This window comes from Nonomuraea sp. NPDC050643 (assembly GCF_040654715.1).
GTDB lineage: Bacteria > Actinomycetota > Actinomycetes > Streptosporangiales > Streptosporangiaceae > Nonomuraea.
This window is the reverse complement of sequence record NZ_JBFAIM010000073.1, coordinates 47,892-69,878: the sequence shown is the minus strand read 5'-3', so window position 1 is coordinate 69,878 and position 21,987 is coordinate 47,892. Positions and strand designations below refer to the sequence as shown.

At 72.6% G+C, this 21,987-nt stretch carries 20 protein-coding genes; 14 read left to right on the top strand and 6 right to left on the bottom strand.

The window, feature by feature from the left end; translation table 11 throughout:
- Positions 1–3,842, top strand: a 3,842-nt coding sequence (locus tag AB0I15_RS54815) for a hypothetical protein (RefSeq protein WP_358115717.1), incomplete at its 5' end; no start/stop codon positions are given.
- Between the two features lie 28 nt (positions 3,843–3,870).
- Here the strand turns inward: AB0I15_RS54815 and AB0I15_RS54810 are convergent.
- Together AB0I15_RS54810 and AB0I15_RS54805 are read right to left on the bottom strand one after the other, a co-directional pair.
- Positions 3,871–5,100 carry an alpha/beta hydrolase gene (locus AB0I15_RS54810; protein WP_358115714.1) on the bottom strand — a complete coding sequence of 410 codons (1,230 nt, stop codon included), beginning with the start codon at positions 5,098–5,100 and terminating at the stop codon, positions 3,871–3,873.
- Positions 5,101–5,133: 33 nt separating this feature from the next.
- A complete protein-coding gene (locus AB0I15_RS54805) occupies positions 5,134–5,412 on the bottom strand; it encodes a hypothetical protein (protein ID WP_358115711.1) in 279 nt (92 codons plus the stop codon).
- A 116-nt stretch (positions 5,413–5,528) separates the two neighbouring features.
- On the opposite strand from AB0I15_RS54805, the gene AB0I15_RS54800 reads away from it, so the two are divergent.
- Positions 5,529–6,509: an acetylxylan esterase gene (locus tag AB0I15_RS54800; RefSeq protein WP_358115708.1), complete on the top strand. Its 981-nt coding sequence runs from the start codon at positions 5,529–5,531 to the stop codon at positions 6,507–6,509.
- A gap of 105 nt (positions 6,510–6,614) precedes the next feature.
- Here the strand turns inward: AB0I15_RS54800 and AB0I15_RS54795 are convergent, their stop codons facing one another.
- Positions 6,615–6,902 (bottom strand): Fe-S cluster assembly protein HesB, encoded by a 288-nt coding sequence (locus AB0I15_RS54795; protein ID WP_358115705.1) that lies wholly within the window; start codon positions 6,900–6,902, stop codon positions 6,615–6,617.
- Positions 6,903–7,001: 99 nt separating this feature from the next.
- On the opposite strand from AB0I15_RS54795, the gene fxlM reads away from it, so the two are divergent.
- Positions 7,002–8,204 carry a methyltransferase, FxLD system gene (fxlM, locus tag AB0I15_RS54790; protein WP_358115702.1) on the top strand — a complete coding sequence of 401 codons (1,203 nt, stop codon included), beginning with the start codon at positions 7,002–7,004 and terminating at the stop codon, positions 8,202–8,204.
- Here the strand turns inward: fxlM and AB0I15_RS54785 are convergent.
- Complete coding sequence (locus AB0I15_RS54785; RefSeq protein ID WP_358115699.1) at positions 8,197–8,655, bottom strand: pyridoxamine 5'-phosphate oxidase family protein; 459 nt, start codon at positions 8,653–8,655, stop codon at positions 8,197–8,199. The genes fxlM and AB0I15_RS54785 overlap by 8 nt on opposite strands.
- Positions 8,656–8,836: 181 nt before the next feature.
- On the opposite strand from AB0I15_RS54785, the gene AB0I15_RS54780 reads away from it, so the two are divergent.
- Entirely contained in the window at positions 8,837–9,379 is a 543-nt protein-coding gene (locus AB0I15_RS54780) for a DUF4142 domain-containing protein (protein WP_358115696.1), read from the top strand.
- 102 nt (positions 9,380–9,481) lie between these two features.
- Positions 9,482–10,378 carry a PRC and DUF2382 domain-containing protein gene (locus AB0I15_RS54775; protein ID WP_358115693.1) on the top strand — a complete coding sequence of 299 codons (897 nt, stop codon included), beginning with the start codon at positions 9,482–9,484 and terminating at the stop codon, positions 10,376–10,378.
- Between the two features lie 246 nt (positions 10,379–10,624).
- Here the strand turns inward: AB0I15_RS54775 and AB0I15_RS54770 are convergent, their stop codons facing one another.
- Positions 10,625–12,337 carry an exo-alpha-sialidase gene (locus tag AB0I15_RS54770; RefSeq protein WP_358115690.1) on the bottom strand — a complete coding sequence of 571 codons (1,713 nt, stop codon included), beginning with the start codon at positions 12,335–12,337 and terminating at the stop codon, positions 10,625–10,627.
- A 252-nt stretch (positions 12,338–12,589) separates the two neighbouring features.
- Between AB0I15_RS54770 and AB0I15_RS54765 the strand changes: the two genes are divergently transcribed.
- The 6 genes from AB0I15_RS54765 to AB0I15_RS54740 all read left to right on the top strand — a co-directional run bounded on the left by AB0I15_RS54765 (position 12,590) and on the right by AB0I15_RS54740 (position 19,347).
- Positions 12,590–13,498 carry a hypothetical protein gene (locus tag AB0I15_RS54765; protein ID WP_358115687.1) on the top strand — a complete coding sequence of 303 codons (909 nt, stop codon included), beginning with the start codon at positions 12,590–12,592 and terminating at the stop codon, positions 13,496–13,498.
- 69 nt (positions 13,499–13,567) lie between these two features.
- Positions 13,568–13,834, top strand: coding sequence for a hypothetical protein (locus AB0I15_RS54760; RefSeq protein ID WP_358115684.1), 267 nt, complete (start codon positions 13,568–13,570; stop codon positions 13,832–13,834).
- A gap of 17 nt (positions 13,835–13,851) precedes the next feature.
- The gene (locus AB0I15_RS54755; RefSeq protein ID WP_358115681.1) at positions 13,852–15,252 is read left to right on the top strand and encodes an FAD-binding oxidoreductase; all 1,401 of its coding nucleotides are present in this window, start codon (positions 13,852–13,854) and stop codon (positions 15,250–15,252) included.
- A gap of 83 nt (positions 15,253–15,335) precedes the next feature.
- A complete protein-coding gene (locus AB0I15_RS54750; protein WP_358115678.1) occupies positions 15,336–16,916 on the top strand; it encodes an MFS transporter in 1,581 nt (526 codons plus the stop codon).
- A gap of 26 nt (positions 16,917–16,942) precedes the next feature.
- Entirely contained in the window at positions 16,943–18,094 is a 1,152-nt protein-coding gene (locus tag AB0I15_RS54745; protein ID WP_358115676.1) for an FAD-dependent monooxygenase, read from the top strand.
- Positions 18,095–18,315: 221 nt separating this feature from the next.
- Positions 18,316–19,347 (top strand): acyl-CoA desaturase, encoded by a 1,032-nt coding sequence (locus tag AB0I15_RS54740; protein WP_358115673.1) that lies wholly within the window; start codon positions 18,316–18,318, stop codon positions 19,345–19,347.
- On the opposite strand, the gene AB0I15_RS54735 is transcribed toward AB0I15_RS54740, so the two are convergent.
- Positions 19,337–19,627 (bottom strand): hypothetical protein, encoded by a 291-nt coding sequence (locus tag AB0I15_RS54735; protein ID WP_358115671.1) that lies wholly within the window; start codon positions 19,625–19,627, stop codon positions 19,337–19,339. The genes AB0I15_RS54740 and AB0I15_RS54735 overlap by 11 nt on opposite strands.
- 63 nt (positions 19,628–19,690) lie before the next feature.
- On the opposite strand from AB0I15_RS54735, the gene AB0I15_RS54730 reads away from it, so the two are divergent.
- The 3 genes from AB0I15_RS54730 (at position 19,691) to AB0I15_RS54720 (ending at position 21,965) form a co-directional block, all read left to right on the top strand.
- Positions 19,691–20,287 carry a hypothetical protein gene (locus AB0I15_RS54730; protein WP_358115669.1) on the top strand — a complete coding sequence of 199 codons (597 nt, stop codon included), beginning with the start codon at positions 19,691–19,693 and terminating at the stop codon, positions 20,285–20,287.
- Between the two features lie 96 nt (positions 20,288–20,383).
- Positions 20,384–20,986, top strand: a complete 603-nt coding sequence (locus AB0I15_RS54725; RefSeq protein WP_358115667.1) for a copper resistance protein CopC — start codon at positions 20,384–20,386, stop codon at positions 20,984–20,986.
- Positions 20,976–21,965: a hypothetical protein gene (locus AB0I15_RS54720; RefSeq protein WP_358115665.1), complete on the top strand. Its 990-nt coding sequence runs from the start codon at positions 20,976–20,978 to the stop codon at positions 21,963–21,965. Before AB0I15_RS54725 ends, AB0I15_RS54720 begins: the two co-directional genes overlap by 11 nt.
- Positions 21,966–21,987 lie beyond the last annotated feature (22 nt).

Sequence of the window (21,987 nt, the reverse complement as noted above, 5' to 3'; positions counted from 1 at the left end):
CGCGGCCGTCGCTCGCCCTCCAGCCCGCCGCGGACGAACGCGTGGGCCCGGAGGCGCCCGAGGTCACCACGCCCGCCGGGCCGCGGCTCATCGACCGGATCGCCGCCGACGCCGCGGCCGTCCAGGAGGAGCAGGGGCTCGGCAGGCAGGCGCCCAAGGTGGCCAACGTGCTGCCGGACACCACGCAGGCCGCGCCGCTCACGCTGCAGAAGCCGTTGGCCGCGGTGACCCGGCTGTTCGACGGGCTGGGCAAGGCGGTGCCGGGGCTGACGTACCGGCTGTGCGTCGAGAGCGACCAGGTGCCGGTCTCGTGCTCGATCACGCAGCCGGTCGGCGTGCCGGTGGCCGCCGACGTCACCGGCGACATCATGCCCGACCTGGCCGCCGACCTGGTGCCCACCGCGAACCCCGCCGACGGCGCGGTCGGGCTCGGGTTCGCGGTCAGGCGGCTGTCGCGGGAGAGCGTCAAGGCGCGCGTCTGGGCCGAGTACGACGGCAGGGTGTCGGTCGGGTTCGACGGGCTGCGGCGCGGGTCGTCGCTGTCGGCCTCCGACTGGGGCACCTTCACCGTCGACCTGGCGGGCAAGCGGGTCAAAGCGAGCCTCAAGCGCAAGGAGCCGGGCGAGTCCGCGGCCGTGGTGGCCGGGCTGACCGGGCGCAGCGCGGTGAGCCTGCGCCAGACGCCCGCCACCGAGGAGCTCACCGTCAACGCGGCGCTCGACTCGCCCGCCCTGGACGTCACGGCCTCCGCCCCCGCCCGCCTGGACGCCCTGGCCGTCACCGGCAACCGGTTCACCCAGGCCGTGCTGGACCGCATGCCCACCCGCGCCGAGGTGCGCCTGTCGGGCGGTGAGATCCGCTTCACCAGCCCCTCCACGATCGCCCGCGCCCGGCTGCACAGCTACGCCTACCGCGACGGCCGCCTGTCCAAGGTCACCGACGTGGACCTCCGGCGCGTCCCGCCGTCCCTGACCGCCACCTACGGCACGCAGGGCGGCAGGCACACGTTGTCCGTCACCTCCGCCTCGGGACGCGGCGGCGCCGCCCGCCTGCTCTACTTCGACCGGGCCGCGGCCAAGACCGTGCTGAAGGCCGAGCTGAGCGAGCTGCCCGCGAAGGTGCGCCTGGTCAGCGACCTGGCCGGGCATCGCGTCACGCACTCGACCAGCTCGCCCATCGGCCGGTTCGCCGTGGTGCTCCAGCGCAACGAGGGCGCCGTCTCCAGCCCGCGCGGCGGCCACGTCACCATGATCAAGGACGGCGCCGCGGTCGGGGTGTCGGGGCTGCTGTCAGGGCTGTCCGGCTTCGACGTCACGTACGGCGCCGCGCCGCACGCCCGCCTCAAGGTGGACTCCAGCGGCCGGTCCTTCGTGGGCGCGGCCAGCATCGACGGCACCCACGTGGCCCGGCTGGAGATCTCCAACACGCCCGCCACCGTGGACGTCACGCTCGATCCGGCCGCCAGGAAGGCCGTCTACCAGGCCAGCGGTGTGATCGGCAAGCTCAGGGCCGCCTACGCGAACGTCAAGACGGGCCCGACCATCGACGGCACCGTGCTCGGGGTGCACGACGACGTGAAGGCGTCGTGGGAGCTGGGCGAACGCTCGACGGTGAAGGTGGCCACGTCGTCCACGCTCAAGCAGGTCCTGATTTATGCCAATAAAGCGCACGTCACCAAGGCCGGCGGCGAGGACCTGCGGGCGAGCGTCGAAGGCGTGCGCAGGCGCGCCGAACTCGTCGCCGACACCAAGGCCAAGACCCTGACCTGGACCTCCGACGCGCCGGTAGCCAAGGTGTCGGCGCTGGCCAGGGCCAAGGTCGACGGCCGGTACGTCAGGGCCGCCGCCGAGGTGGGCGACGTGCCCGCGCGCTTCGACGCCTCCTGGGACGCGGCCGCGTACCGCTTCCGGGGCCTGTCGGGGCCGGTGGGGTCGGCCGCGCTGGCGTTCACCAACCACGACGGCGCCAAGGCGCCCACGGGGCCGCACCTGGCCGCCCACTACAGCCAGGCGAGCGGCGACCTGGACGCCAGCGTGCTGGTCAAGGGGCTGTCGAACGTGGAGTTCAGCCCGGCCGCGCAGGGGTTCACCGCCGACTTCCGCGCGGGCAGGCAGAGCCTGGCCGTGGACGCCGACGTCACCAGGGGCGACGACCGCTTCGGGCTGATCGGCACCCTCGGCCCCGTGCCGGGACGGCTGGCCGTCACGTCGGCGGACGGCAGGCTCACCTACTCCGGCTCGCGCCTCGACGTGCGGGCCCGCGCCTGGCTCGGCAAGACGGCGGCGCTCGACCGGATGCGGGCCGCGCCCGCCGTGCCGGGCGGGGTGTCGCTGGTGGACGGCGGCTGCGCCGCCGGGTCGCCGGGCTGCGCGCAGGGCCCCTTCTGCGTGGCGCAGCGCGGCTGCTTCGGCCTGCAGGGCTATCTGGACGTGACCGGGCTGCCCGACCAGGTGTCGGTGGACCTGGCGGCCAAGACGTTCTCGTTCTCGGGGTTCAGCCCGAAGCGCCGCACGCTGGACGTCTATCTGGCCAGCAGCGTGCTGTCACCGGTGCCGATCAGGGCCAGGGCCGGTCTGACCGGGCTGCCTTCCAAGATCACCAGCATGTCGCTGGGGCCGTTCGACGTGGCGCAGGGCAACGCCGTCAAGGCCGCGTACCGGATCGAGCCGGCCGCCACGCTGGGGGCGCTCGAGGTGCGGGCCGAGGCGGGCGGCGTGCGCGGGCAGGTCGCGATCGACCCCGTGCCCGCCCAGGTGGCCGTCGAGGGCACGTACGGCGCCAGGACCCGGATCCGGGTCACCAACTCCGCGGCCGTCGACAAGCTCGCCGCCAAGGTCACGCTGCCCGGCAAGGGCACCGGTGAGCTGCGCTTCTCCGACGTGCCGGCCGTGTTCGGGGTGGACGCCGACGCCTCGGCCGCCGGGCTGAGCGTGCCCGCGGTCACGTACAAGGCGGTGGGCGGCGCCAGCACCCTCGACGGCCACCTCGGCGTGGAGGGCGGCCTGGTGGACCCGTCGGGGCGGCTCGGGGACGTGTCGTTCACGGTCAGGGACCTGGCCGCCGACACCACGATCCGGCTGAATCCGGACCAGTCGCTCGACCTCGTCTCGAAGCCGGTGCCCACCGGGCGCGTCGCGCTCAAGGCCGGGCTCAAGGTGGACGCGGTCGCGCCGCAGAGCATCGCGGTGAGCAAGGAGGTGCCGTACACGACCGGGTTCCTGACCTACCACGTCGGCGGCCGGTTCGGGCTCGGGCAGAGCGCGATCGAGAACGTCGGGCTGTCGGTACGGCGGATGTCGTGGCTGCGCGTCAGGCCGGGCAAGATCCCGTTCGGCATGAAGGCGCCACCCGGCCTCGGCTACCTCGCCCCCGGCTTCGAGGGGAACTACGGCACCCTCACGCTCGCCGCCAAGGGCGTGAACCTGCGGCCCGACGTCACTCTGGACGTCAAGCTGAGCCGGGAGATCGGCGCCGACGTCTTCCGCGAGTCGGTCCGCATCGGGCCCGCGACCTCGCTGGCCCTGCGCCGCTACGACCAGCGGATGCGGCGGATCGGGGCCAAGCAGGAGATCCAGGCGGCGGGGATCAGCCTGGCGTGCGTGACGGTGGACGCCAAACCCGGCTTCGCGGCCGGGGCGGGCGCCAACGCCATCACCCTGCGCGGCGCGGACGGCCCCCAGATGGTGTCCTTCCTGGACCCGGGCGGGCAGGTGCCGGACTACGCGGTGGACCTGCTGACGCACTTCATGAGCCCGTTCCCGGGCGCGGACTGGAAGGTCGCCGGCACCAAGGCCGGCTCCTGCCCCGCCACCCGCCCCGCCACCCGCCCGGAGTCCCGCTGACCGCTGCCTCCCGCCCCGCCGCAGGGGGTCAGGCGGGGCCGCGGTAGCCGGGTGGCGGGGTGTCGCCCTCGTACGGGGTCACCGGCCGGTCGGTGAGGAAAGCGCGCAGCGCCGACAGGTACCCGGCGTCGTCGGGGACGTAGGCGAGGCGGGCGGTCGGCAGGGCGCGGCGGTAGTCGGCGGCGGCCGACCAGCTCTGCTCGTCGCAGGCCCCCTTGACGATCAGCACGGGCGCCCTCACCCCTGCCAGGTCCCGCCGCAGGCCCGCGGGCGCAGGCCGCCCCGCCAGCCCGACGTACCCGCCGAGCCCCTCGTCCCGGGAGACCGGCCCCTCGTCGCCGGGGGCAGGGCACGGATGCGGGGAACCACGGCGGACGAGGGCGAGGTGGGCGTCCAGCTCCCGGTCGCCCGCGAAATCGTGCGCCGCCCCCGGCTCCACCCGCAGCAGCGTGCTGAGCACGAGCGTGCGCGGATCGGGCTCGCCCCCGGGACCGAGCAGGGCCGAGGAGGCGGGCCGGTCGGCGGCGCGCGCGGGGGAGAGCCCGGCGGGGGAGTACAGGAGCGCCCTGGCCACCCGGTCGGGATGCCCCGCCAGGTACGCCGCCGCGACCTGCGCCCCATGCCCCCGCGCCACGAGGTTGAGCCGCTCGGCGCCCACCGTCCGCCGGATCGCCTCCAGGTCGGCCACGTCGCGGGTCAGGCCGTACCCGGTGGGGTCCGTCAGCCTGGCCGAGCGCCCGGCCCCGAGCTGGTCGTAGACGTAGACCTGAAAACCGTCGGCCGCGAGCCGGCCGTAGAACGCCGCGTCCGCCCGCAGGTCGGCCACCCCGGGACCGCCGTGCAGGAACACCACCGGCTCCGCCCGGGTGACCCGCTTGGGCGCGCGCCGTACGTACGCCAGCTCGGAGCCCGTCGTGAGCCGCCACTCCCGCTGCCCGGCCACCTTCGCCGGCGGCGCCTGCGCCGGGGACGGCCGCAGCGTGGCCGTGGAGACCTGCCACACCACCGCGGCCTCCACCCCGAGGACGACCAGCGCGCGTAACCACCGCCCCCACGTCACCCCCGGCCGCGGCACCACCAGCAGCAGCCCGAGGAAGAACACCGACGCGAACGCCGCCAGCCCGCACACCGCGAACACCATCGGCCGCGCGCCCACCATGGCCGTCCCGGCCAGCGCGGCCAGCCCGAGGACCGGCGACAGCGCCAGCACTCCGGCGCCCGTCACCGCCCGACCGGCCAGCCTGGCGAAAGAAGCCACTAAAGGGACGTTAGTGCACGCCCCCCGGTTCGGTCAGGGAAGTGCGTCGCCCAGGCGCAGCCGGACGCGGTCGCCGTGTCGTTCGGTCTCGGTCACCGTCCACACGCGTTCGTCGACGACCGAGCCGTCGGCCTTCATGTAGCCGCCCATCCTGAGCAGCGGGCGACCGGCGTGGTCGGTCAGCAACTGGGCGCGGGCCTCGGTCTCGTCGTCGCCGAACATCACGAGGAAGTCATCGACACCGGCGGGGGCGTCCAGGACGAGCCCGGGGGAGAGTCGCGCGTCGGGAACCTGGATGAGGTATTCGATCACGGGTGTCGCCCTACCCAGATCCGGCGCTTCCACCGAGAGCCGACCCCGGGATACCGCTTTCCGCCCTGATGGGGTGAAATATCAAGGCAATCCTATCTACAGGCTGGAGAAGCACCGTGCCCCTGTTCGACCTGCCGCTGGAGCAGCTCCGTGGCTACCTGCCCGACCGCGACGAGCCCGCCGACTTCGACGCGTTCTGGGCCGCGACCCTGGCCGAGGCCGGGGAGTTCGACCTGGCCGCCGAGTACGTGCCCTACGACCTGCCCTTCACCGGCGTGGACGTGTTCGACGTGTCGTTCGCGGGCTGGGGCGGGCACCGGATCAACGGCTGGTTCCTGGTGCCGCGCGGCGCGGAGGGGCCACTCCCGTGCGTGATGCACTACATCGGCTACAGCGGCGGGCGCGGGTTCCCCAAGGACCACCTGATGTGGCCGGCCGCCGGGTACGCGGTGTTCGTGATGGAGACGCGCGGTCACGGCGGCGCCAACGTCGGCCACCCCGGCACGACCGGTGACCCGCACGGCAGCGCGGGCCCGCAGGCGCCCGGCATGATGACCCGCGGCATCCTCGACCCGGCCGACTACTACTACCGGCGCGTGTTCACCGACGCCGTCAGGGCGGTGGACGCGGCGGCCGGGCATCCGGCGGTGGACGCCGCCCGCATCGTGGCCTCGGGCGGCAGCCAGGGCGGCGGCATCGCGCAGGCGGTGGCCGCGCTGCACCCGGGCGTCAAGGCGGCGCTCATCGACGTGCCGTTCCTGACCCACTTCAGGCGGGCCGTGGAGATCACGGGGCGGGACCCGTACCAGGAGCTGGTCCGGTTCCTGGCCACCCGGCGCGACAGCGCCGAGCAGGTGTTCCGCACGCTGGCGTACTTCGACGGGCTCAACTTCGCCGCCCGCGGACGGGTGCCGGCGCTCTATTCGGTCGGGCTGATGGACGACGTGTGCCCGCCGTCCACGGTGTTCGCCGCCTACAACCACTGGCAGGGGCCCAAGGAGATCACCGTGTGGCCCTGGAACAACCACGAGGGCGGTGGCGGCTACCAGTCGGAGGAGCAGCTCCGCTACCTGCACAAGCTGCTCGCGGACGGCTGAGCGGAAGGCTGGGCGAAAGATTCGGCGAAAGGCTGGGCGGAAGGCTCAGCGGAGGATCGGGCGGGAAGCCCGCCGTGCCGGCGCGCCCGGCACGGCGGGGCCGCGTCAGGCGGTTTTCTCGGTGACCAGGAACGACACGCTGCCCTGGTCGTCGGCTCCGGCGTCGAGCGACTTGTCCTCCAGAACGGTCGCGGCCACGGGGTCGAGGTAGACCCGCGCGCCTTCGGCCTCGACCACCTCGTCCGCCGGTTCGGGGGCGGTGGCCAGCGAAAGGGTCAACGAGCTCGCGCCCTCTCCCTGGGACGAGATACGGATCCCGCTCTGGGAAGGCTGGGGCGCGGTCGCGGTCAGGTCACGGATCGCCTGTGCTGCGTTGGCAGTCAGGGTGAGCACTACGGCTCCTCCTCACGGTCGACGTTCAGGAATTGCCTGCCCTGCCCGCTCATTTCGCGCTCAACCCTTCTGCGCGATTTATTTTGCACAATGGGCCGCATGGACTTCGCGACGCAGAGGCAGGCCATGGTGGCGCAGCTCAGGGAGCGTCAGGACATCAGCGAGCCCGTGGCCGCGGCCATGCTCGCGGTGCCGCGCCACCTTTTCGTGCCCGGCGTCGAGCCCGAGAGCGCCTACCGCGACGAGCCCATCGTCACCCGGCGCGACGCCGAGGGACGGCCGATCAGCTCCTCCTCGCAGCCCGCGATCATGGCCATCATGCTCGACCAGCTCGGCGTGGAGCCCGGGCACCGGGTGCTGGAGATCGGCGCGGGCACCGGCTACAACGCGGCGCTGCTCGCGCGCCTGGCCGGGCCCGGCGGGCGCGTGGTCAGCGTGGACATCGACGCGGACATCGTGGCGGAGGCCAGGGGGCACCTGACCGCCGCCGGGTCGCCGCCGGTCGAGGTGGTGTGCGCGGACGGGGGCCTCGGGTGGCCGGGCCTGGCGCCGTACGACCGGCTGGTCGCCACCGTCGGGGTGTGGGACCTGGCTCCGGCGTGGCTGGCGCAGCTCGGGCCCGGCGGGCGGCTGGTGGTGCCGCTCGACCTGCGCGGCGTCCAGGTGTCGGTGGCCATGGAGCGGGACGGCGATCGCTGGGTCGGCCGGTCGGTGGCGCCGTGCGGGTTCATGCGGATGCGCGGGCCGTTCGCCGGGACCGAGCTCCTCATGGTGCTGCGCCGGGATCCGGACCTGATGCTGGCCCTGCCCGCGCCGCGCGAGCTCGGCGACGTGGCCGCCGCGCTCGACACCGAGCCGGTGGAGGTCGCCGTGCCCGTCCGGGAGCCGGTGTCGCCGCTGGTGCTCGGCATGGGCGTGTCGCTGTGGCTGGCGCTGCACGAGCCCCGCTGGTGCGTCGTGACCGGCAAGCTCGGCGCCGGCTACGGCGCCACCGCGGGCATCGCCGAGCGCGGCAGCATCGCCGTCCTCGCCATGGACGGCAGGCCGGGCGGCGGGGCTGACGGCGGGGCTGACGGCGGGGCTGACGGCGGGGCGGACAACGGGGTGGTCGTACGCGGCCACGGCCCCGACGGCCGCAGGCTGGCCGGTGAGCTGAGCGCGCACGTCAGGGCCTGGGAGGAGGCCGGCCGTCCCGAGGCGGGCGATCTGAGGGTGGAGGCGTACACCGGCCCCGTCCCGGTCCGCGACGGGGCCGTCGTCATCGGCAAGCGCCACACCACGCTGGTGGTGAGTCTCAGCTGACCGTCCACTCGCCGTCGCGGATCAGGTCGCGCCCGGCCAGCTCGTCCGCCTCCCGCCACGCCTGCAGCCGGCGCGGCGTGATGTGGAAGTAGTGGTAGGGATCGGCCGACTTGCGCGGGTCGAAGCCGGCCTTCGCCGCGAACGCGTCGCCCACCTCCGCCGGGATCTCATCGGCGGGCGTCGCCCGCGCGGTCCCCTCGACGAGCACGACGTCGCGCACCAGGCCGACCCCCACCCGCACCCGGCCGTTGGCCAGCAGGTTGCGGGCGGTCGGGCTGGCGCTGGCCGTGGAGATCAGCAGGCCGGCGCCGTCCCAGAGGAACGACAGCGGCACCATGTAGGGCTCCCCGCCCTCGCCGGCCGTGGCCACCCAGGCGTCCACGTCGTGCTCGAGGCGGTCGAGGGTGTCCTGCTTGCGCTGGTGCGGGGTGCGCGGGGTGGGGTGGGGCATGAGGGCGGGCTCTCCTTGGTCACCGAACGTCCTGGTCATTATCGATGACGGCCTGAGAGCGACGAAGGTGACCCGCCCCCGGCCGGACTTTCCCGGACACGGGGCCCCGAATGCCGGGCGGGCATCCGGTTGACGGTTACGCTCTGTAGTGAATCCCTGTCATCTTGTCATAGGAAGACGTATGCGTACATATCTGGCCCTGTCGTTCGCCGCCGCGGCCCTCGCCGTCCTTCCCGGCTGTGCCGCCGAGGCGCCGCCGGACGCCGCGGCGCTCGCGCCCCATACCGACGCGCAGCCGTCCGAGCAGGACAAGGCCTGGCTGGCGGCCATCCACCAGGGGAACCTGGCCGAGGTCCAGGCCGGGCGGCTGGCGCGGAACAAAGGTGTCACCAAGCAGATCAAGGCGGTCGGCGAGATGCTCGTCAAGGACCACACCAAGCTCGACACCAAGGTCACGCAGACGGCCACGCAGCTCGGCGTCACGCTGCCCACCTCGCCCACCGCCGGCCAGCGCACCGAGCTCCTGCGCCTGGAGAACGCGACCGGCCAGGACTTCGACCAGGATTTCCTGGGCGGCATGATCAAGGCGCACAAGGAGGCGATCGCCGCCACCAAGAAGGAGATATCCACCGGCTCCTCGCCGGCTGTGGTGGCGCTGGCGAAGACGGCCGCGCCGTCGTTGCAGGAGCATTTGTCGGCGTTGCGGCGCGCCCAGGGCGAGTGATTTTCCCGAAATCTGGTTAGCCCCGATGTGGCGTTGCGGTGATATGGGGTATTTGTCCTATTTGAACCAGGACGAAATCGCATCGGGGGGATCGTCGTGGCTATGCAGACAGAGATCCGGCACCTGCTCGACTGCCATGTGACGGGGTCGGACGGGCAACCGATCGGCAAGGTGGGCCAGGTTTACCTCAACGATCGTACGGGCGAGCCGGAGTGGGTGACCGTCCGCACGGGGTTCTTCGGGATGAAGCAGACCTTCGTGCCGCTGGCCAACACCCGCCGCTCGGGGGATGAGATCCGGGTCCCCTTCGACAAGGAGACGATCAAGGGGGCTCCCACCATCGACGTGGACGGCCGCCTGTCCCTGCGCGAGGAGGCCGACCTCTACCGCTACTACGGCATGCAGCCGACCGGCATCCCGCAGCAGCGCACCGAGCCGCGCATGGGAGCCCCGCTCACCGGGGAGGACCGGCCGACCGGCCTGACCGGGGACACGCGCGACGACCTCACCGGCGGCCTCACCGGCGATCGAATGGGCGACCGCATGGGCGACCGAGCCGGCGACTTCACCGGCGACCTCGCCGACGAGCGCGACATCGACATGACCGTGTCGGAAGAGCGGCTCCACATCGGCAAGGAGAGCAGGGAGACCGGCCGGGTACGCCTGCACAAGTACGTCGAGACCGAGAACGTCCAGGAGCGGATCCCGCTCTCGCACGAAGAGGTCGTGATCGAGCGCGAGCCCATCCGCGACGGGGAGGCGACGGGGTCGTACGAGATCGGCGAGGAAGACCGGCAGATGATCCTGCACGAGGAGCGCCCGGTCGTCGGCAAGGAGACCCGGCCCGTCGAGCGCATCCACGTCCACAAGCAGGACATCCAGCGCGAGGAGACCGTCGAGGGACAGGTCCGCAAGGAGCACCTGGAGGTCGACGAAGAGGGCACGACCAGGGACGACGGCCTGCTGGGCCGCGACGACGACCTTCCGCCGGAGCGGTGAGGATCCGCGCCGGGAAACGAAAGGCACCACGCCGGGAGAAGACGACGCCGCGCCCGGGAAACGAACGGGAGAGGACGGCGCCGCGCCCGGGAAAACGAAAAGGCGTCACGCGGAGGCGGCATCGCCGAGCCTCCGCGGGCGCCTTTTGGATTTCCGGCATGGATTTCCGGCTCCGACGGTGGCCGGCGACCGGCGGAAAAGGTCTCCGTTCGGGTTCGCCGGCCGTTCGGGAATGTCGCCGGGTTTTCAGGAATAGAGCTCGACCTCGTTCAGCATGCTGCACGCCCGGCCTATTTCCGGGTCGCAGCCGGCCACCGGCTCGGTGACGATCTTGACATGGCGGGCCGTGTGGCCGATCTCGTCGTAGCGCAGGGCGTAGTCGGTCCTGCCGGTGATCGTGACGACCGGGTCGCCCCAGGAGCGGCCGTCCTCGGAGACGTACACGCGGGCGTCGGCCGGATGCCCCGGGCGCAGGCTGAGGCCGATGCGGCGCAGCGGGTAGGACCGGTTCAGGTGCAGCACGTACCGGCCGCGGCCGGCGGCGACGGCGCCGGACCAGTAGCCGGTGCTGCCGTCGATGGCCCCGCCGGGGCGCGCCCTCGGGCGGTAGGGGCTCGACCAGCGCATGGTGGTATCGATCTCTAGGTCGCCGCGCCGATGCAGCTCCGCCAGGTCCAGCCGCCGGCCGGCGCCGGGCGCGGCCACGGTGAACAGCAGGCGTTTGACCGCGTACCAGCCGCCGTGCTCGAACCGGCCGTGCGCCGGGCACGCCGTCTCGTCGAGCAGCCCGTTTGGCCGCACCCCCGGCAGCTTGCAACTGTCGAACACCTGGATGAGCCGGTGCGGGCCGACGGCCGCCAGGCCGGTGTAGCCGGAGGAGCCGTGCGTGTCCCAGATGCCGTCGCGATTGTGGTAGGTCACCCGCGGCTCCAGCCACTCCTCACCGAGCCCGTCGGGCGAGACCGCCATCCAGTTGTCCGGGCGCCCCGCGCTCAGGACGAGCAGGCCGCCGGGGGTCAGCAGCAGCCGCGGCGCCACGCCGCGCACCACGCAGTCCTGGCCGGTGAACCGCACCTCGCGCACCGGGGACCAGGTGTGGCCGCCGTCGATGGAGCGGCTCTGGTGCAGGGTCGAGTACTGGCCGCCGTCGCGGCGCAGCACCGCCAGCAGGCTGCCGTCCAGCGTCTGCGCCAGGGCCGCCTCGTTGTGGACGAACCCGTCCGACGGCCCGGCGATCACGCCGCGGCGGGCGAAGGTGCGGCCGCCGTCCTCGCTGGCGTACACCTCGGCCTGGTACGTCCCCGTGTCGCTGTAGCGGGCGTACAGCGTGATGAGGATCGTGCCGTCGGCGAGCTGGACCGGCACCCCGTGCGTCGCGCCGCCCTGCAGCAGGTCTCCCGGCGTGGTCAGGGTGGCCTCCGAGCGTACCCAGCCCTCCTCGTCGTCCAGCGAGGACGAGGTGAGCACGCCCAGCCGCGCCGTGTGCGGCCCGGTCCGGTCCGGGTAGTACTCCGTGGCGAAATACCGGCCGTCGAGCAGTTCGATGGGTGACTCGCGCAGCGGCGTCTGGTTCGCCGGGCCGAAGGTGAGCCCGCCGTCCGCCGACACCGCCGCGGAGTTGGTCAGGGTGACGACCTTGTCCACGTTGGTGGTGAAGGTGGTGATCACCTTCTGTGCCGGGGCGCCGCCGCGGCCGATCACGTCGAGGACCGACACGTTCGGGAATCCGGCGAACTCCAGCCGTTCGGAGTCGCTCGGTTCGGGCGCGGGCGGCGGCGGATTGGGATGAATCCAGTCTAGTGAGGAAGCAGTATCGATCAGGTAAGCCCCGGTCTGAGCGGACTGCTGGGAGTGATCCGGTAGCAGGCAGTAACCGGCTCCGGCCTGCGCCGGACCGGCCGGCGCGGGCAGTCCGGCGGCCACCGACATGGCCGCGACCACGGCTCTGTGCACCGTCACGGGCTTGCTCCTCGCCTGTCCTCCACGATCACCGCACCGTACGGATGCTAGATCATCGATCTCCCGTAACGCCGTATTCACCTGCGGGAAGTCGCGCGTTCACGGCGTGTGATCGTTTCTCGGCGGAGCAACCATACTCTTCTCGTTAAGTGACAGTTGACAGAAAACCGCCGTCTTACGACGATCAGGACGGCACTATTAAGTGTCAATTTACGTCGGTCGCAGAGACCGAGGGTCGGGAGGTGGCCCAAGATGAGCATCGAGCCGAGGGCGAGAGTGGCCCCAGAGCGAGTGCTGCCGGGGCCGGTGCCCATGGCGCCGGAGACGGCAGCCCAGCAGCGGGTCGTCGAGCGGATCTGCGCCAGGGTGGCGCCCGAGGGTGTGGACGTCGGTGTCGGCGAACTCCCTCCGGGCGGCCTGCAGGTGTGGATCGACACCCCCATGCCGGTCGGCGCGCACGAGTCATGGGTCCTCTACCACCGCATGGCCCGGGAGGTGGCGCTGGTCGGCTGGCACTGCGAGGCCGACGCGGACCGCCTGCTGGTCCTCGGCTGGAGCGCCGCCTGCCTGCACAACCGCGTACGCCTGCTGCAGAGCGGGCTGCGCCGGCTCGCCGACTTCGAGCCGACCGCGCAACGGGCCGTGCAGGTCGACGGCCTCAGCCCGGACGACAAGCTCGCCGGTCAGCCCCCGGCGATGCTCGTCGCGGACGTGTGCGCCGCGATCGAGCGGCGGCTGCGCTGGCCCGAGCGGCTGGCCGAACTCGGCGGGTTCGAGCGGGCCTCCGGCCTGCCGCACCTGCAACTGCTTCTCGCCCAGGTCGTCGGCCTGGAGGCGAAGGTCGCGGGCGCCTGCGAAGAGCACCTCGTCATGGCACGGGTGCTGGCGCGGGCCGTCTGCGAGCACTACGCGCGGCACACGGACCTGCGCCGCGCGCAGCGCGAGGTGCTGGTGGAGTCGCACCGATGGGTGCACGCCAGCTCAATGATCCGCGGCTCGGTCACGACGAGGCCGAGTCCGCACGGTGCCGGCCGTCCCCACATGGGGCTGGCGGAGCGCCGCATCGCCGCGAGCGTCATCAACCACGGCGTGCCACGGGCCACCCCCGCGGCCGTCACTCCACGAGCCGAACACAACGGCATCGAGGAGGGCGCGCGCTGACCTCGACCCGCTCAACGGCGAGCGGTCGCCCGGAAAACCCCATACGAGTCCGGTAGGAGAGCTCCCGTCATGCGAACCCCCCCGCATCTTCCCGCCCGAACCAGGCGCGAGCACCGAGACACCGACCATGTCCGGCGCCACCCGTACGGCCTGCACGAGATCCCCGTCCAGTCGCCGCCGCGCGGCACGCTCGACCTCCCCGCCGCGATCCCGCCCGCCGAATCCACCGAACCCACCGAACCAGACGAGTACGTCGAGCGGCGCCTGCTCGGGATCAGGGAAATGTCCAACCAGGCCATCGGTTCCATCGACGACCTGCTCCAGCACACCGCCTAGACCTGGTGAGGAGAATCATGCAGGGACTATCGCGAGTGGAGCTGAAGTCGCGGGACGTCGGCGGGCACCAGCCGCGTTCCGTGACGGGCGTGGAGAGCCCGCGCAGCCTGGACGAGGTACGCGCACTCGTACGACGGGCCATGACGGACAAGCTTCTGCTGTACCCGATCAGCACCGGCAGGAACTGGGGCATGGGCTCCGGCATGCCGGTCACGGACGACAACCTGGTCGTCGACCTCAGCGGCATGAACCGGGTGCGCAGCCTCGACCTGGAGGCCGGCTTCGCCGTCATCGAGCCGGGCGTGACCCAGCGGCAGCTCGCCGCCGTGCTGCGCGACACCCCGTGGATGCTGAACGTCACCGCCTCGTGCGCCGACACCTCCGTGGTCGGCAACGCCCTCGACCGCGGCGACGGCTGCATCCGCTCCCGGGTGCACGACGTGGCCGGGATCGAGGCCGTGCTGGCCGACGGGAGCGTCATCACCACCGGCGGGCTCGACCCGGCGGGGCGCTATCACGGCCGGGTCGCCGGGCCCGACCTGACGGCCGCCTTCGTCCAGCACAACCTGGGCATCGTCACCGCCATGGCCGTGGCTCTGGTGCCGCGCCCGCAGACGGTCGCACTCGTGCACGGCCGCCTGGGCCGCGACCAGGTAGGCGTCACGCTCGGGGCGATCACCGGGTTCCTGCGCCGGGGTAACCCGGCCGAAGGGCTGCTGCGGGTGCGCGAACTCTCGCTCACCCCCGGCGAAGGCGACTGGACGCTGCCCGCGGGCGTCGACCCGAGCCTGTTCACCATCCTGGGCCCGCTCATGGGCAGCGACGCCACCGTCGAGCTGGCCGAGGAACTCCTGCGCAAGGCGCTCATCGAGGTCGAGGGCGCCGAGGCGCTGCGCGTGATGGACGCGGCCGAGGTCGGGCCCGACGATCCGCTCTACCCCAGGGCGCTCATGGCGCAGGGCATCCCCACCTGCCGCGGCGTGCACAACGCGCTCGGCGTGACCTCGTGCGACCAGATCGACGAGGGCGCGATGGGCTTCCTGGCGCTGCTCCCGCTACTCCCCATGCACGCACGCAGGACCGAGCACATCCTGGCCGCCCTGCAGACGGCCGTGGACGCGCACACCACCGCGCTCATGGTCGAGTGGAACCTCGTCAGCAGGCACCTGGCCAACGGCGTCATCCAGATCTTCTTCGAACGCGGCGCGCCCGAGGCGGCGTACCGGGCCCACCAGCTCCGCAACGACGGCAACTGCCTGCTGCGCGGGCACGGCTGCGCCATCTACCGCTCCGACATCGACCACGCCGCCGCCGACGTGTGGTCGGAGACCAGCACGGCCGGTCTCGGCATGCTCCACCGGCTCAAGACCGCGCTCGACCCGGACGGCCTGCTCTCGCCCGGCCGGTACGGCGCCTGAAACACCCCCACCGGCTCCGCCGTTCGCACAGCCGGAGTGTGCCCCCGGCGGAGACCATCCAGAGGTTCTCGAGGAGGCAACACGTGCGTTCGTCACCAGCGGCCGTCCGGGGGACGGGCTCGACCGGCGTGGACCGCCGTCACGGAGTGATGTTGCGGCTGGTCGGCGCGGGCGTCATGTTGACGGTGATGGCAGATACCACGGCCACCACACTGGCGGTCGGGGTCCTGCGGTACACCCCCGCGGGCACCGGCATGCCGCTCGGTGACCTCGTCTGGCTGACCAGCGCGGCGTTCATCCCGATCGCGGCGCTGCTGGCCACCGCGGGGCGCTGGGCCGACCTGTTCGGCCGCCGCCGGGTGCTGGCGGTCGGTCTCGTGGTGTTCGTGCTGGGCGGGATCGCCACCGTCACCGTGGAGTCCTGGTCGTCCGTGCTGGCCGCACGGGCCGTCCAGGGCGCCGGTGCCGCGGCGATGATCCCGGCCAGCCTCGGACTGCTGCTCGGGGAGCTGCCGGAGTCGCAGCGCCGCGGCGCGATCGCGCTGTGGAGTTCCGCCTCCGGGCTCGGCTGCCTGCTCATGCAGGCGGGCGGCGGCTGGCTGGCCGCCACCGTCGGCTGGCGGTCCCTGTTCGTGCCCGACGTCATCATCGGCATCGCGCTCCTGATCGCCTGCGTCGCGCTCCCGCCGGGCCGGCGCTCCGCCGCCAAGGGCGTGCCCGACGTGCTCGGAGCCTGGCTGCTGGCCGCCGGCATCGCCGTGGTCGTCCTGGCCATCTCCAAGGCCATGGCCTGGGGGATGGACGTGGTGTGGCTCGGGCTGGCCGCCCTGGCCCTGCTCGGTGGCGCGCTGGCGCAGGCCAGGCATCACCGGCTGCCCGCGATCGACCTGGCCCTGTGGCGGCGTCCCCGGTTCGTCTGGGGCTGGCTGGCCACCTGGGGCTTCGGCGCTCTGTCGTACGGGCTGCTGACCGTCCAGCCCCTCTACCTGCTCCACCTCGGCTACCCCATGCTCGAAGTGGCCATGTGGCTGACCCCCACGTCGGTGGCCGTCGTCATCACGAGCTTCCTGGCCGGGCGCATCGTGAAACGGGTCGGCGCGTACGGGCTCATCTACGCCGGCTCCCTGCTCTGCGGCGGCGCGTGCGTGCTCGTGCTGACGCAGGCGGGTCCCACCGTGTGGGGCCTGATCGCCAGCGTCGTGGTCGGCATCGGCGTGGGCGCGCTCGCGCCCGGCACCTCCGTCGCCACCACCCTGGCCGCCCGCCCCCACCAGTACGCCTCCGCCGTCGGCGCGGCCACCATGGCGCGCATGGTCGGCGGTGCCGTCGGCATCGCGGTCGTGTCGGTCGTGATCGACCACCCGTTCATGACCGGCCCCTTCGCCGGCCTGGCCGGAGCGCTCGCGCTCTGCGTGGCCATCTCGGTGCTGATCGGCGCACTGGCCCTCACCAAGATCACCCGGCAGCGGCCGGACCCGGGTGACGTCATGATCAAAGTGCCGCGCCGGCTGCTGCTCGAGCTGCGCATGACCCTCGCCACGGTGGCGGCGGAGGCCGATGCGCTCCTGCCAGTCGAGACCCGCACACCCCCCACGGACCCTATCCCGCGGCAGCGGACGGCCGAACCTGGTCCGCTCGCCGGAACCCGCGGGCATACGAACTAGTTCAACCATTCGAAAGGGCTCTCGTCATGGCAACCTCATCGTGCGACGTAGCCATCGTCGGCGCCGGGCTCGGCGGCTGCTTCCTGGCCTTACTGCTGGGCCGCCGCGGCCGGCACGTCGTCGTCATCGAGCAGGGACCCTCGGTCCCGAGCGCGGGTGCCGACTTCCTCAAGCCCCCTGGGCTGCGAGTGCTCGCCCGGCACGGACTGGCGGGCCTCGTCGGCCGCCACGGCCTCAGGCGCGACCTCATCCGCTACTACCACGATGGCGAACCCATCAAGGAGTGCCGCTTCCCCGACGGCGGCTTCCTCATCCGCCCCTACCGGGAGCTCGTCGAGCTCATCTACACCTCCTGCGTGATGGAGGGCGTCGAGTTCCGGTTCGACGCGAGCATCGATGACATCGCCTTCGGCGACGGCCCCGTGGGCCGCCAGGTGGAGGAGCTGACGCTCAGCGACGGCCGGCGGCTGCGGGCCGGCGTCGTGATCGGCGCCGACGGCACCAAGTCCGCCGTACGCCAGGCGCTCGGCATCGAGCAGCAGACGATGCCGTACGAGCGGCTGCTGATGCGGGTGGCCACCGTGCCGCTGACCGCCAGCGTCGCCGAGCTCAACCGGCTCTACTTCAGCTCCGACGGCTGGCTCACCTACCTCTACCCGCTCAACAGGGACCAGGCCAGGGTGTTCGTCGGCTTACCCCCCGAAGACGACAAGGAGATCTTCCAGGACGGCGTCCCCGCGCTGCTCGACGAGCTGAAGAAGTTCGTCACCGACAGCCCCGACGCCTTCGACTCCCTGCACCCCGCCACCTGGCAGCGGATCAAGGTCTCCTCGCTGCGGGTGGGGGCCTACCACAAGGGCAACGCCGCCCTGCTGGGCTCGGCCGCGTTCGCCTGCCACCCGATGACGGGCATGGGCATGAGCTACACGCTGCACGACGCCGAGATCCTGGCCGACGTCATCTGCGCGGCCGGGGACGACGCCGAACTGCTCGACCGGCTGCTGACCGCCCGCTACGAGCCGCGCCGGCACGCGCACCGGCAGCTCATCGACTACGGGGACGCCCTGGCCGCGACCTTCCGCGACCGGGAGGCGTATCTCGCGGCCTTCCGCCCGGACCTGCACGTCCACGGTGAGGCCGCGGCTCCGGCGCGCATGCCGGTCCTGCAGCTCACGTGAGCCGGCGCCCCCGCCGCCCGCCATTCCGACAGGTGAGGTCGCCCCCTGCAACGCTGAGTGCGCTGGGCCGGACCGATCCCCAGGCGGCGGGGGAGTCGTTTCCGTTCCCATGGTAGGGCCTGCACTACCGGGAACCAGGGTGACAGCGGGGGTCCGGACACGCCGGCGCCTCGCGATGCTGATGAGACGACACGAACGCCTCGTCGGCATCGGAGGAAATCTTGACTGTGGTGGACACGCCCCGCGCACGGGAACGGGGGAGCGACTTCGCGAAGCTGTCACGCCGCGTCGCTCAGGAGGGCCTGCTGGACAAGCGGCCCGGCTACTACGTGGCCAGGATCACGCTGGTGGCCGCCCTGTTCGCGGGAAGCTGGGCGGCCTTCGCCATGATCGGCGACTCCTGGTGGCAACTTCCCGTCGCGGTGCTGCTGGCGGTGGCGTTCGCCCAGGTCACCCTGCTGGCCCACGACCTGGCGCACGGGCAGATCTCCCGGTCGCGGCGCACGAGCAGAGCGGCCGGGCTGCTGGCCGGCAACCTGGCCGTCGGGCTCAGCTACGGCTGGTGGATGGACAAGCACACCCGCCACCACGCCAACCCCAACCATGAGGACCACGACCCCGACGTCTCGCCCGACATCCTCGTCTGGTCGGAGAAGCAGGCCGAGCACAGCCGGGGGATCGCCCGGTTCATCGGCCGGCGGCAGGCGTACCTGTTCTTTCCCCTGCTCACGCTCGAGGGGCTCAACCTGAAGGTGTCGAGCTTCCGCGCGCTGCGCCGCGCCTCGCTCAAGAGCCGGGGGCTCGAAGGGCTGCTCCTGACGGCGCACGTCGTGCTCTACCTCGGCGCGGTCCTGCTCGTGCTGCCCCTGCCGATGGCCCTGCTGTTCGTCGCCGTCCACCAGGCCTGCTACGGCGTCTACCTCGGGTGCACGTTCGCGCCCAACCACAAGGGCATGCCGGTGCTCACCGCCGAGGACGAGCTGGACTTCCTCCGCCGCCAGGTGCTGACCTCCAGGAACGTGCGCGGCGGCCGTTTCGTCAACACCGCGCTCGGCGGCCTCAACTTCCAGATCGAGCACCACCTGTTCCCCAGCATGCCCACGGCCAACCTGCGCAGGGCGCAGCCCATCGTGCGCGAATACTGCGAGTCGCTCGGCGTCGACTACGTTGAGTGCGGCCTGTTCGAGTCGTGGGGCCAGGCGCTGCGCCACCTGCACGAGGTGGGCCGGCCGCTGCGCGAGGTCAGGACGTGACGATCAGCTCCAGGCCGCCGAAGTCCTCCCTGAACTGATGACCGGCCTCGGCCAGGATCGTTCTCAGCGCCAACTGCACCGCTTCGCGGATGGTGGCGTACTTGACCAGTTGGTCGGCGGCGGTGTCCCAGGTGATGACCACACCCCGCGTGGGATCGTGCCAGACGCCGAGCCCGCCGTCGGCGGACATCAGGGACGGCTCGATGGTGAAGCCCGCGTCCGTTAGCTCCTGGCGGACCAGCCGTTCCAGGTCCGGGCCAGCGCTGAAGGCGGTGTCCATCGCGGTCCGCTGCCCCTGCGAGCGGGTTGTGAACCTCCGGGACCGGGCGAACCATGTGTAAGGATGGCGGCTGTGTCCTTCGCGCTACGTGCCACCCGGTGCGCCGCCCCGCCGGTGGCCGCCGCGGTGCTGCGCCTGGCGCGGGCCGTGGTGTTCGCGACGGTGTGCGGCGCGGTGTCCGCGGTCGGGCACGCGCTGGCCGGCGGGGCCATGGTGCCGTTCGGGGTCTGCCTGGGCGGGGTGCTGGCGGCGCTGGGGCTGGCCTACCTGATCGACGGGCGCGAGCGCGGCCCGGCGGCCGTGCTGGTGGCGACGGTGAGCACCCAGATGGTGCTGCACCAGCTCTTCGAGCGGCTGGCCCCCGGCGGCGGGCCCGAGCAGGCGCACGGGCATCCCGCTCCCGGCATGGTGCTGGTCCACCTCACGGTGGCGGGGCTGACGGCGTGGTGGCTGCACCGCGGCGAGTGCGCGCTGTGGCTGATGATCCGCCTGTACGCCGCGCCGCGCCCGGTCCTGCGGCTGCTGGTCGCGGCCCCCGCCGGGGAGATCGCCGGGCCGCCGGCGTGGCGCCCGGCGACGTACGACGTCCCCGCGTACGCGGGAAGGCTCGTCTCCCGCACGATCAGCAGGCGGGGCCCGCCCGTCGCGGCGCGTCACTGACGCCGCGCGTGTGCTCCTTTTCCCCATAGCCCTGCCTGTGTCCGGACGCCGGCGCCGCGGGCCCGGTCGTCCGGAAGATCATTCTGGAGACCCATCATGGCTTTCTCGCCGCGACACGTCCTGGGGGCGGCGTTCGCCTGCGCCCTTTTCCTGACTTTTCCAGCTCTGCCCGCCTACGCGCACGACACGCTCAAGAGCAGCTCACCCGCCAAGAACGCCCAGGTCTCCTCCGTGGAGAAGATCGAGCTCGAATACACCGCGAGCGTCAAGTTCCCGTTCGTCGTGCTGCACGACGAGGCCGGCAAGGAGGTCTCCCTCGGCAAGCCGCGACTCGCCGGGCCCAAGGTGTTCGCGGAGATCGCTCAGCCGCTCACGCCGGGTTCGTACGTGATCGCCTGGCGTGTCGTGTCCTCTGACGGTCATCCCATTGAGGGCGAAATCCCCTTCCGCGTGAAAGGATCAGCTTCTCCCTCGCCCTCCGGCGAGGGGAGCACGGCGGGCAGCGCGTCCAGTGCGCCCACCGGACCGGCCACGGGGGCGGCGGAGCCCTCGCAGGCGGCCGGGGAGCGGACCGTGGCGGCGGCGGGCATCCCCGGCTGGATCTGGGGCGGGCTGGCCGTGCTCGTCGTGCTGGGTGCGTTCGTCCTGCTCAGGACGTCGCGCCGCGGCTCGGACCGGGAGGACGTGAATGCGGATTGAGCAGGCCAGACAGCTCGCGCGCAAGTGGGTGCTCGAGGAGGGCGCCGCGCTGCCCGGGTTCGACGGGGCGTTCCTGACCGGGTCGGCACTGTGGGCCGACCCGGGCGACGAGCTGCCCCCGACCTCCGACGTGGACGTCACGCTGATCGCCGGCCCGGCCGCGCACCTCGGGAAGTTCCTCTACGAAGGGACGCTCCTCGAGGTCTCCGCGATCTCCGGGCTCGGCTCACCGCACGAGGTGCTCAGCGACTACCACCTGGCCGGCAGCCTCCACCTGCCCGGTGTGCTCGCCGACCCCTCCGGGCGGCTGGGCGAGCTGCAGCGCGTGGTCGCCCGCGACTTCGCCGAGCGGCCCTGGATCCTGGCGCGCTGCACCAACGCCATGGACCGGGTCCGCGGCTGGATCAACGGCATGGACGAGTCCGCGCCGCTGCCCGACCAGGTCAACTCCTGGCTGTTCGGCACCGGGGTGACCGCGCACGTGCTGCTGGTGGCCGCGCTGCGCAACCCCACCGTCCGCCGGCGCTACGCCGACGTCCGGGAGCTGCTCGCCGAGCACGGGCGGCTGGACCACTACGAGAACCTGCTCGACCTGCTCGGCTGCCGCCACCTCGACGCCGCCCGGGTGGAGTGGCACCTGGCGGCGCTGGAGCGGGTGTTCGACGCCGCCGCGCCGGTACGGGCGCCGTCGTACCGGTTCGCCTCGGACATCACCGAGGTGGCGCGGCCCGTCGCCATCGACGGCACCCGCGAGCTCGTCCGGCAGGGGCTGCACCGCGAGGCCGTCTTCTGGCTGGTCGCCACGTACGCGCGCGCCCTGGCCAAACGGGCGGCGGCCGGGGAGAGCGGCTACGAGGACGGCCTGCTCGAACTGCTCGCCGACCTGGGCGCGGAGACCTTCGCCGACCGCCGCCACCGGGGGGACCTGGTCCTGACGGCGCTGCCCGGACTGTGGCAGACCGCCATGGCGCTGTGCTGACCGCGCGCGGCCCCGCCTTCCG

Bases quoted from the DNA above. Each gene is read 5' to 3' on its own strand.
- AB0I15_RS54735 (WP_358115671.1), bottom strand. From the start codon at position 19,627: ATGGACACCGCCTTCAGCGCTGGCCCGGACCTGGAACGGCTGGTCCGC.
- AB0I15_RS54780 (WP_358115696.1), top strand. From the start codon at position 8,837: ATGCGTACATATCTGGCCCTGTCGTTCGCCGCCGCGGCCCTCGCCGTC.
- fxlM (WP_358115702.1), top strand. From the start codon at position 7,002: ATGGACTTCGCGACGCAGAGGCAGGCCATGGTGGCGCAGCTCAGGGAG.
- AB0I15_RS54720 (WP_358115665.1), top strand. From the start codon at position 20,976: ATGCGGATTGAGCAGGCCAGACAGCTCGCGCGCAAGTGGGTGCTCGAG.
- AB0I15_RS54760 (WP_358115684.1), top strand. From the start codon at position 13,568: ATGCGAACCCCCCCGCATCTTCCCGCCCGAACCAGGCGCGAGCACCGA.
- AB0I15_RS54765 (WP_358115687.1), top strand. From the start codon at position 12,590: ATGAGCATCGAGCCGAGGGCGAGAGTGGCCCCAGAGCGAGTGCTGCCG.
- AB0I15_RS54730 (WP_358115669.1), top strand. From the start codon at position 19,691: ATGGCGGCTGTGTCCTTCGCGCTACGTGCCACCCGGTGCGCCGCCCCG.
- AB0I15_RS54755 (WP_358115681.1), top strand. From the start codon at position 13,852: ATGCAGGGACTATCGCGAGTGGAGCTGAAGTCGCGGGACGTCGGCGGG.
- AB0I15_RS54745 (WP_358115676.1), top strand. From the start codon at position 16,943: ATGGCAACCTCATCGTGCGACGTAGCCATCGTCGGCGCCGGGCTCGGC.
- AB0I15_RS54785 (WP_358115699.1), bottom strand. From the start codon at position 8,655: ATGCCCCACCCCACCCCGCGCACCCCGCACCAGCGCAAGCAGGACACC.
- AB0I15_RS54775 (WP_358115693.1), top strand. From the start codon at position 9,482: ATGCAGACAGAGATCCGGCACCTGCTCGACTGCCATGTGACGGGGTCG.
- AB0I15_RS54725 (WP_358115667.1), top strand. From the start codon at position 20,384: ATGGCTTTCTCGCCGCGACACGTCCTGGGGGCGGCGTTCGCCTGCGCC.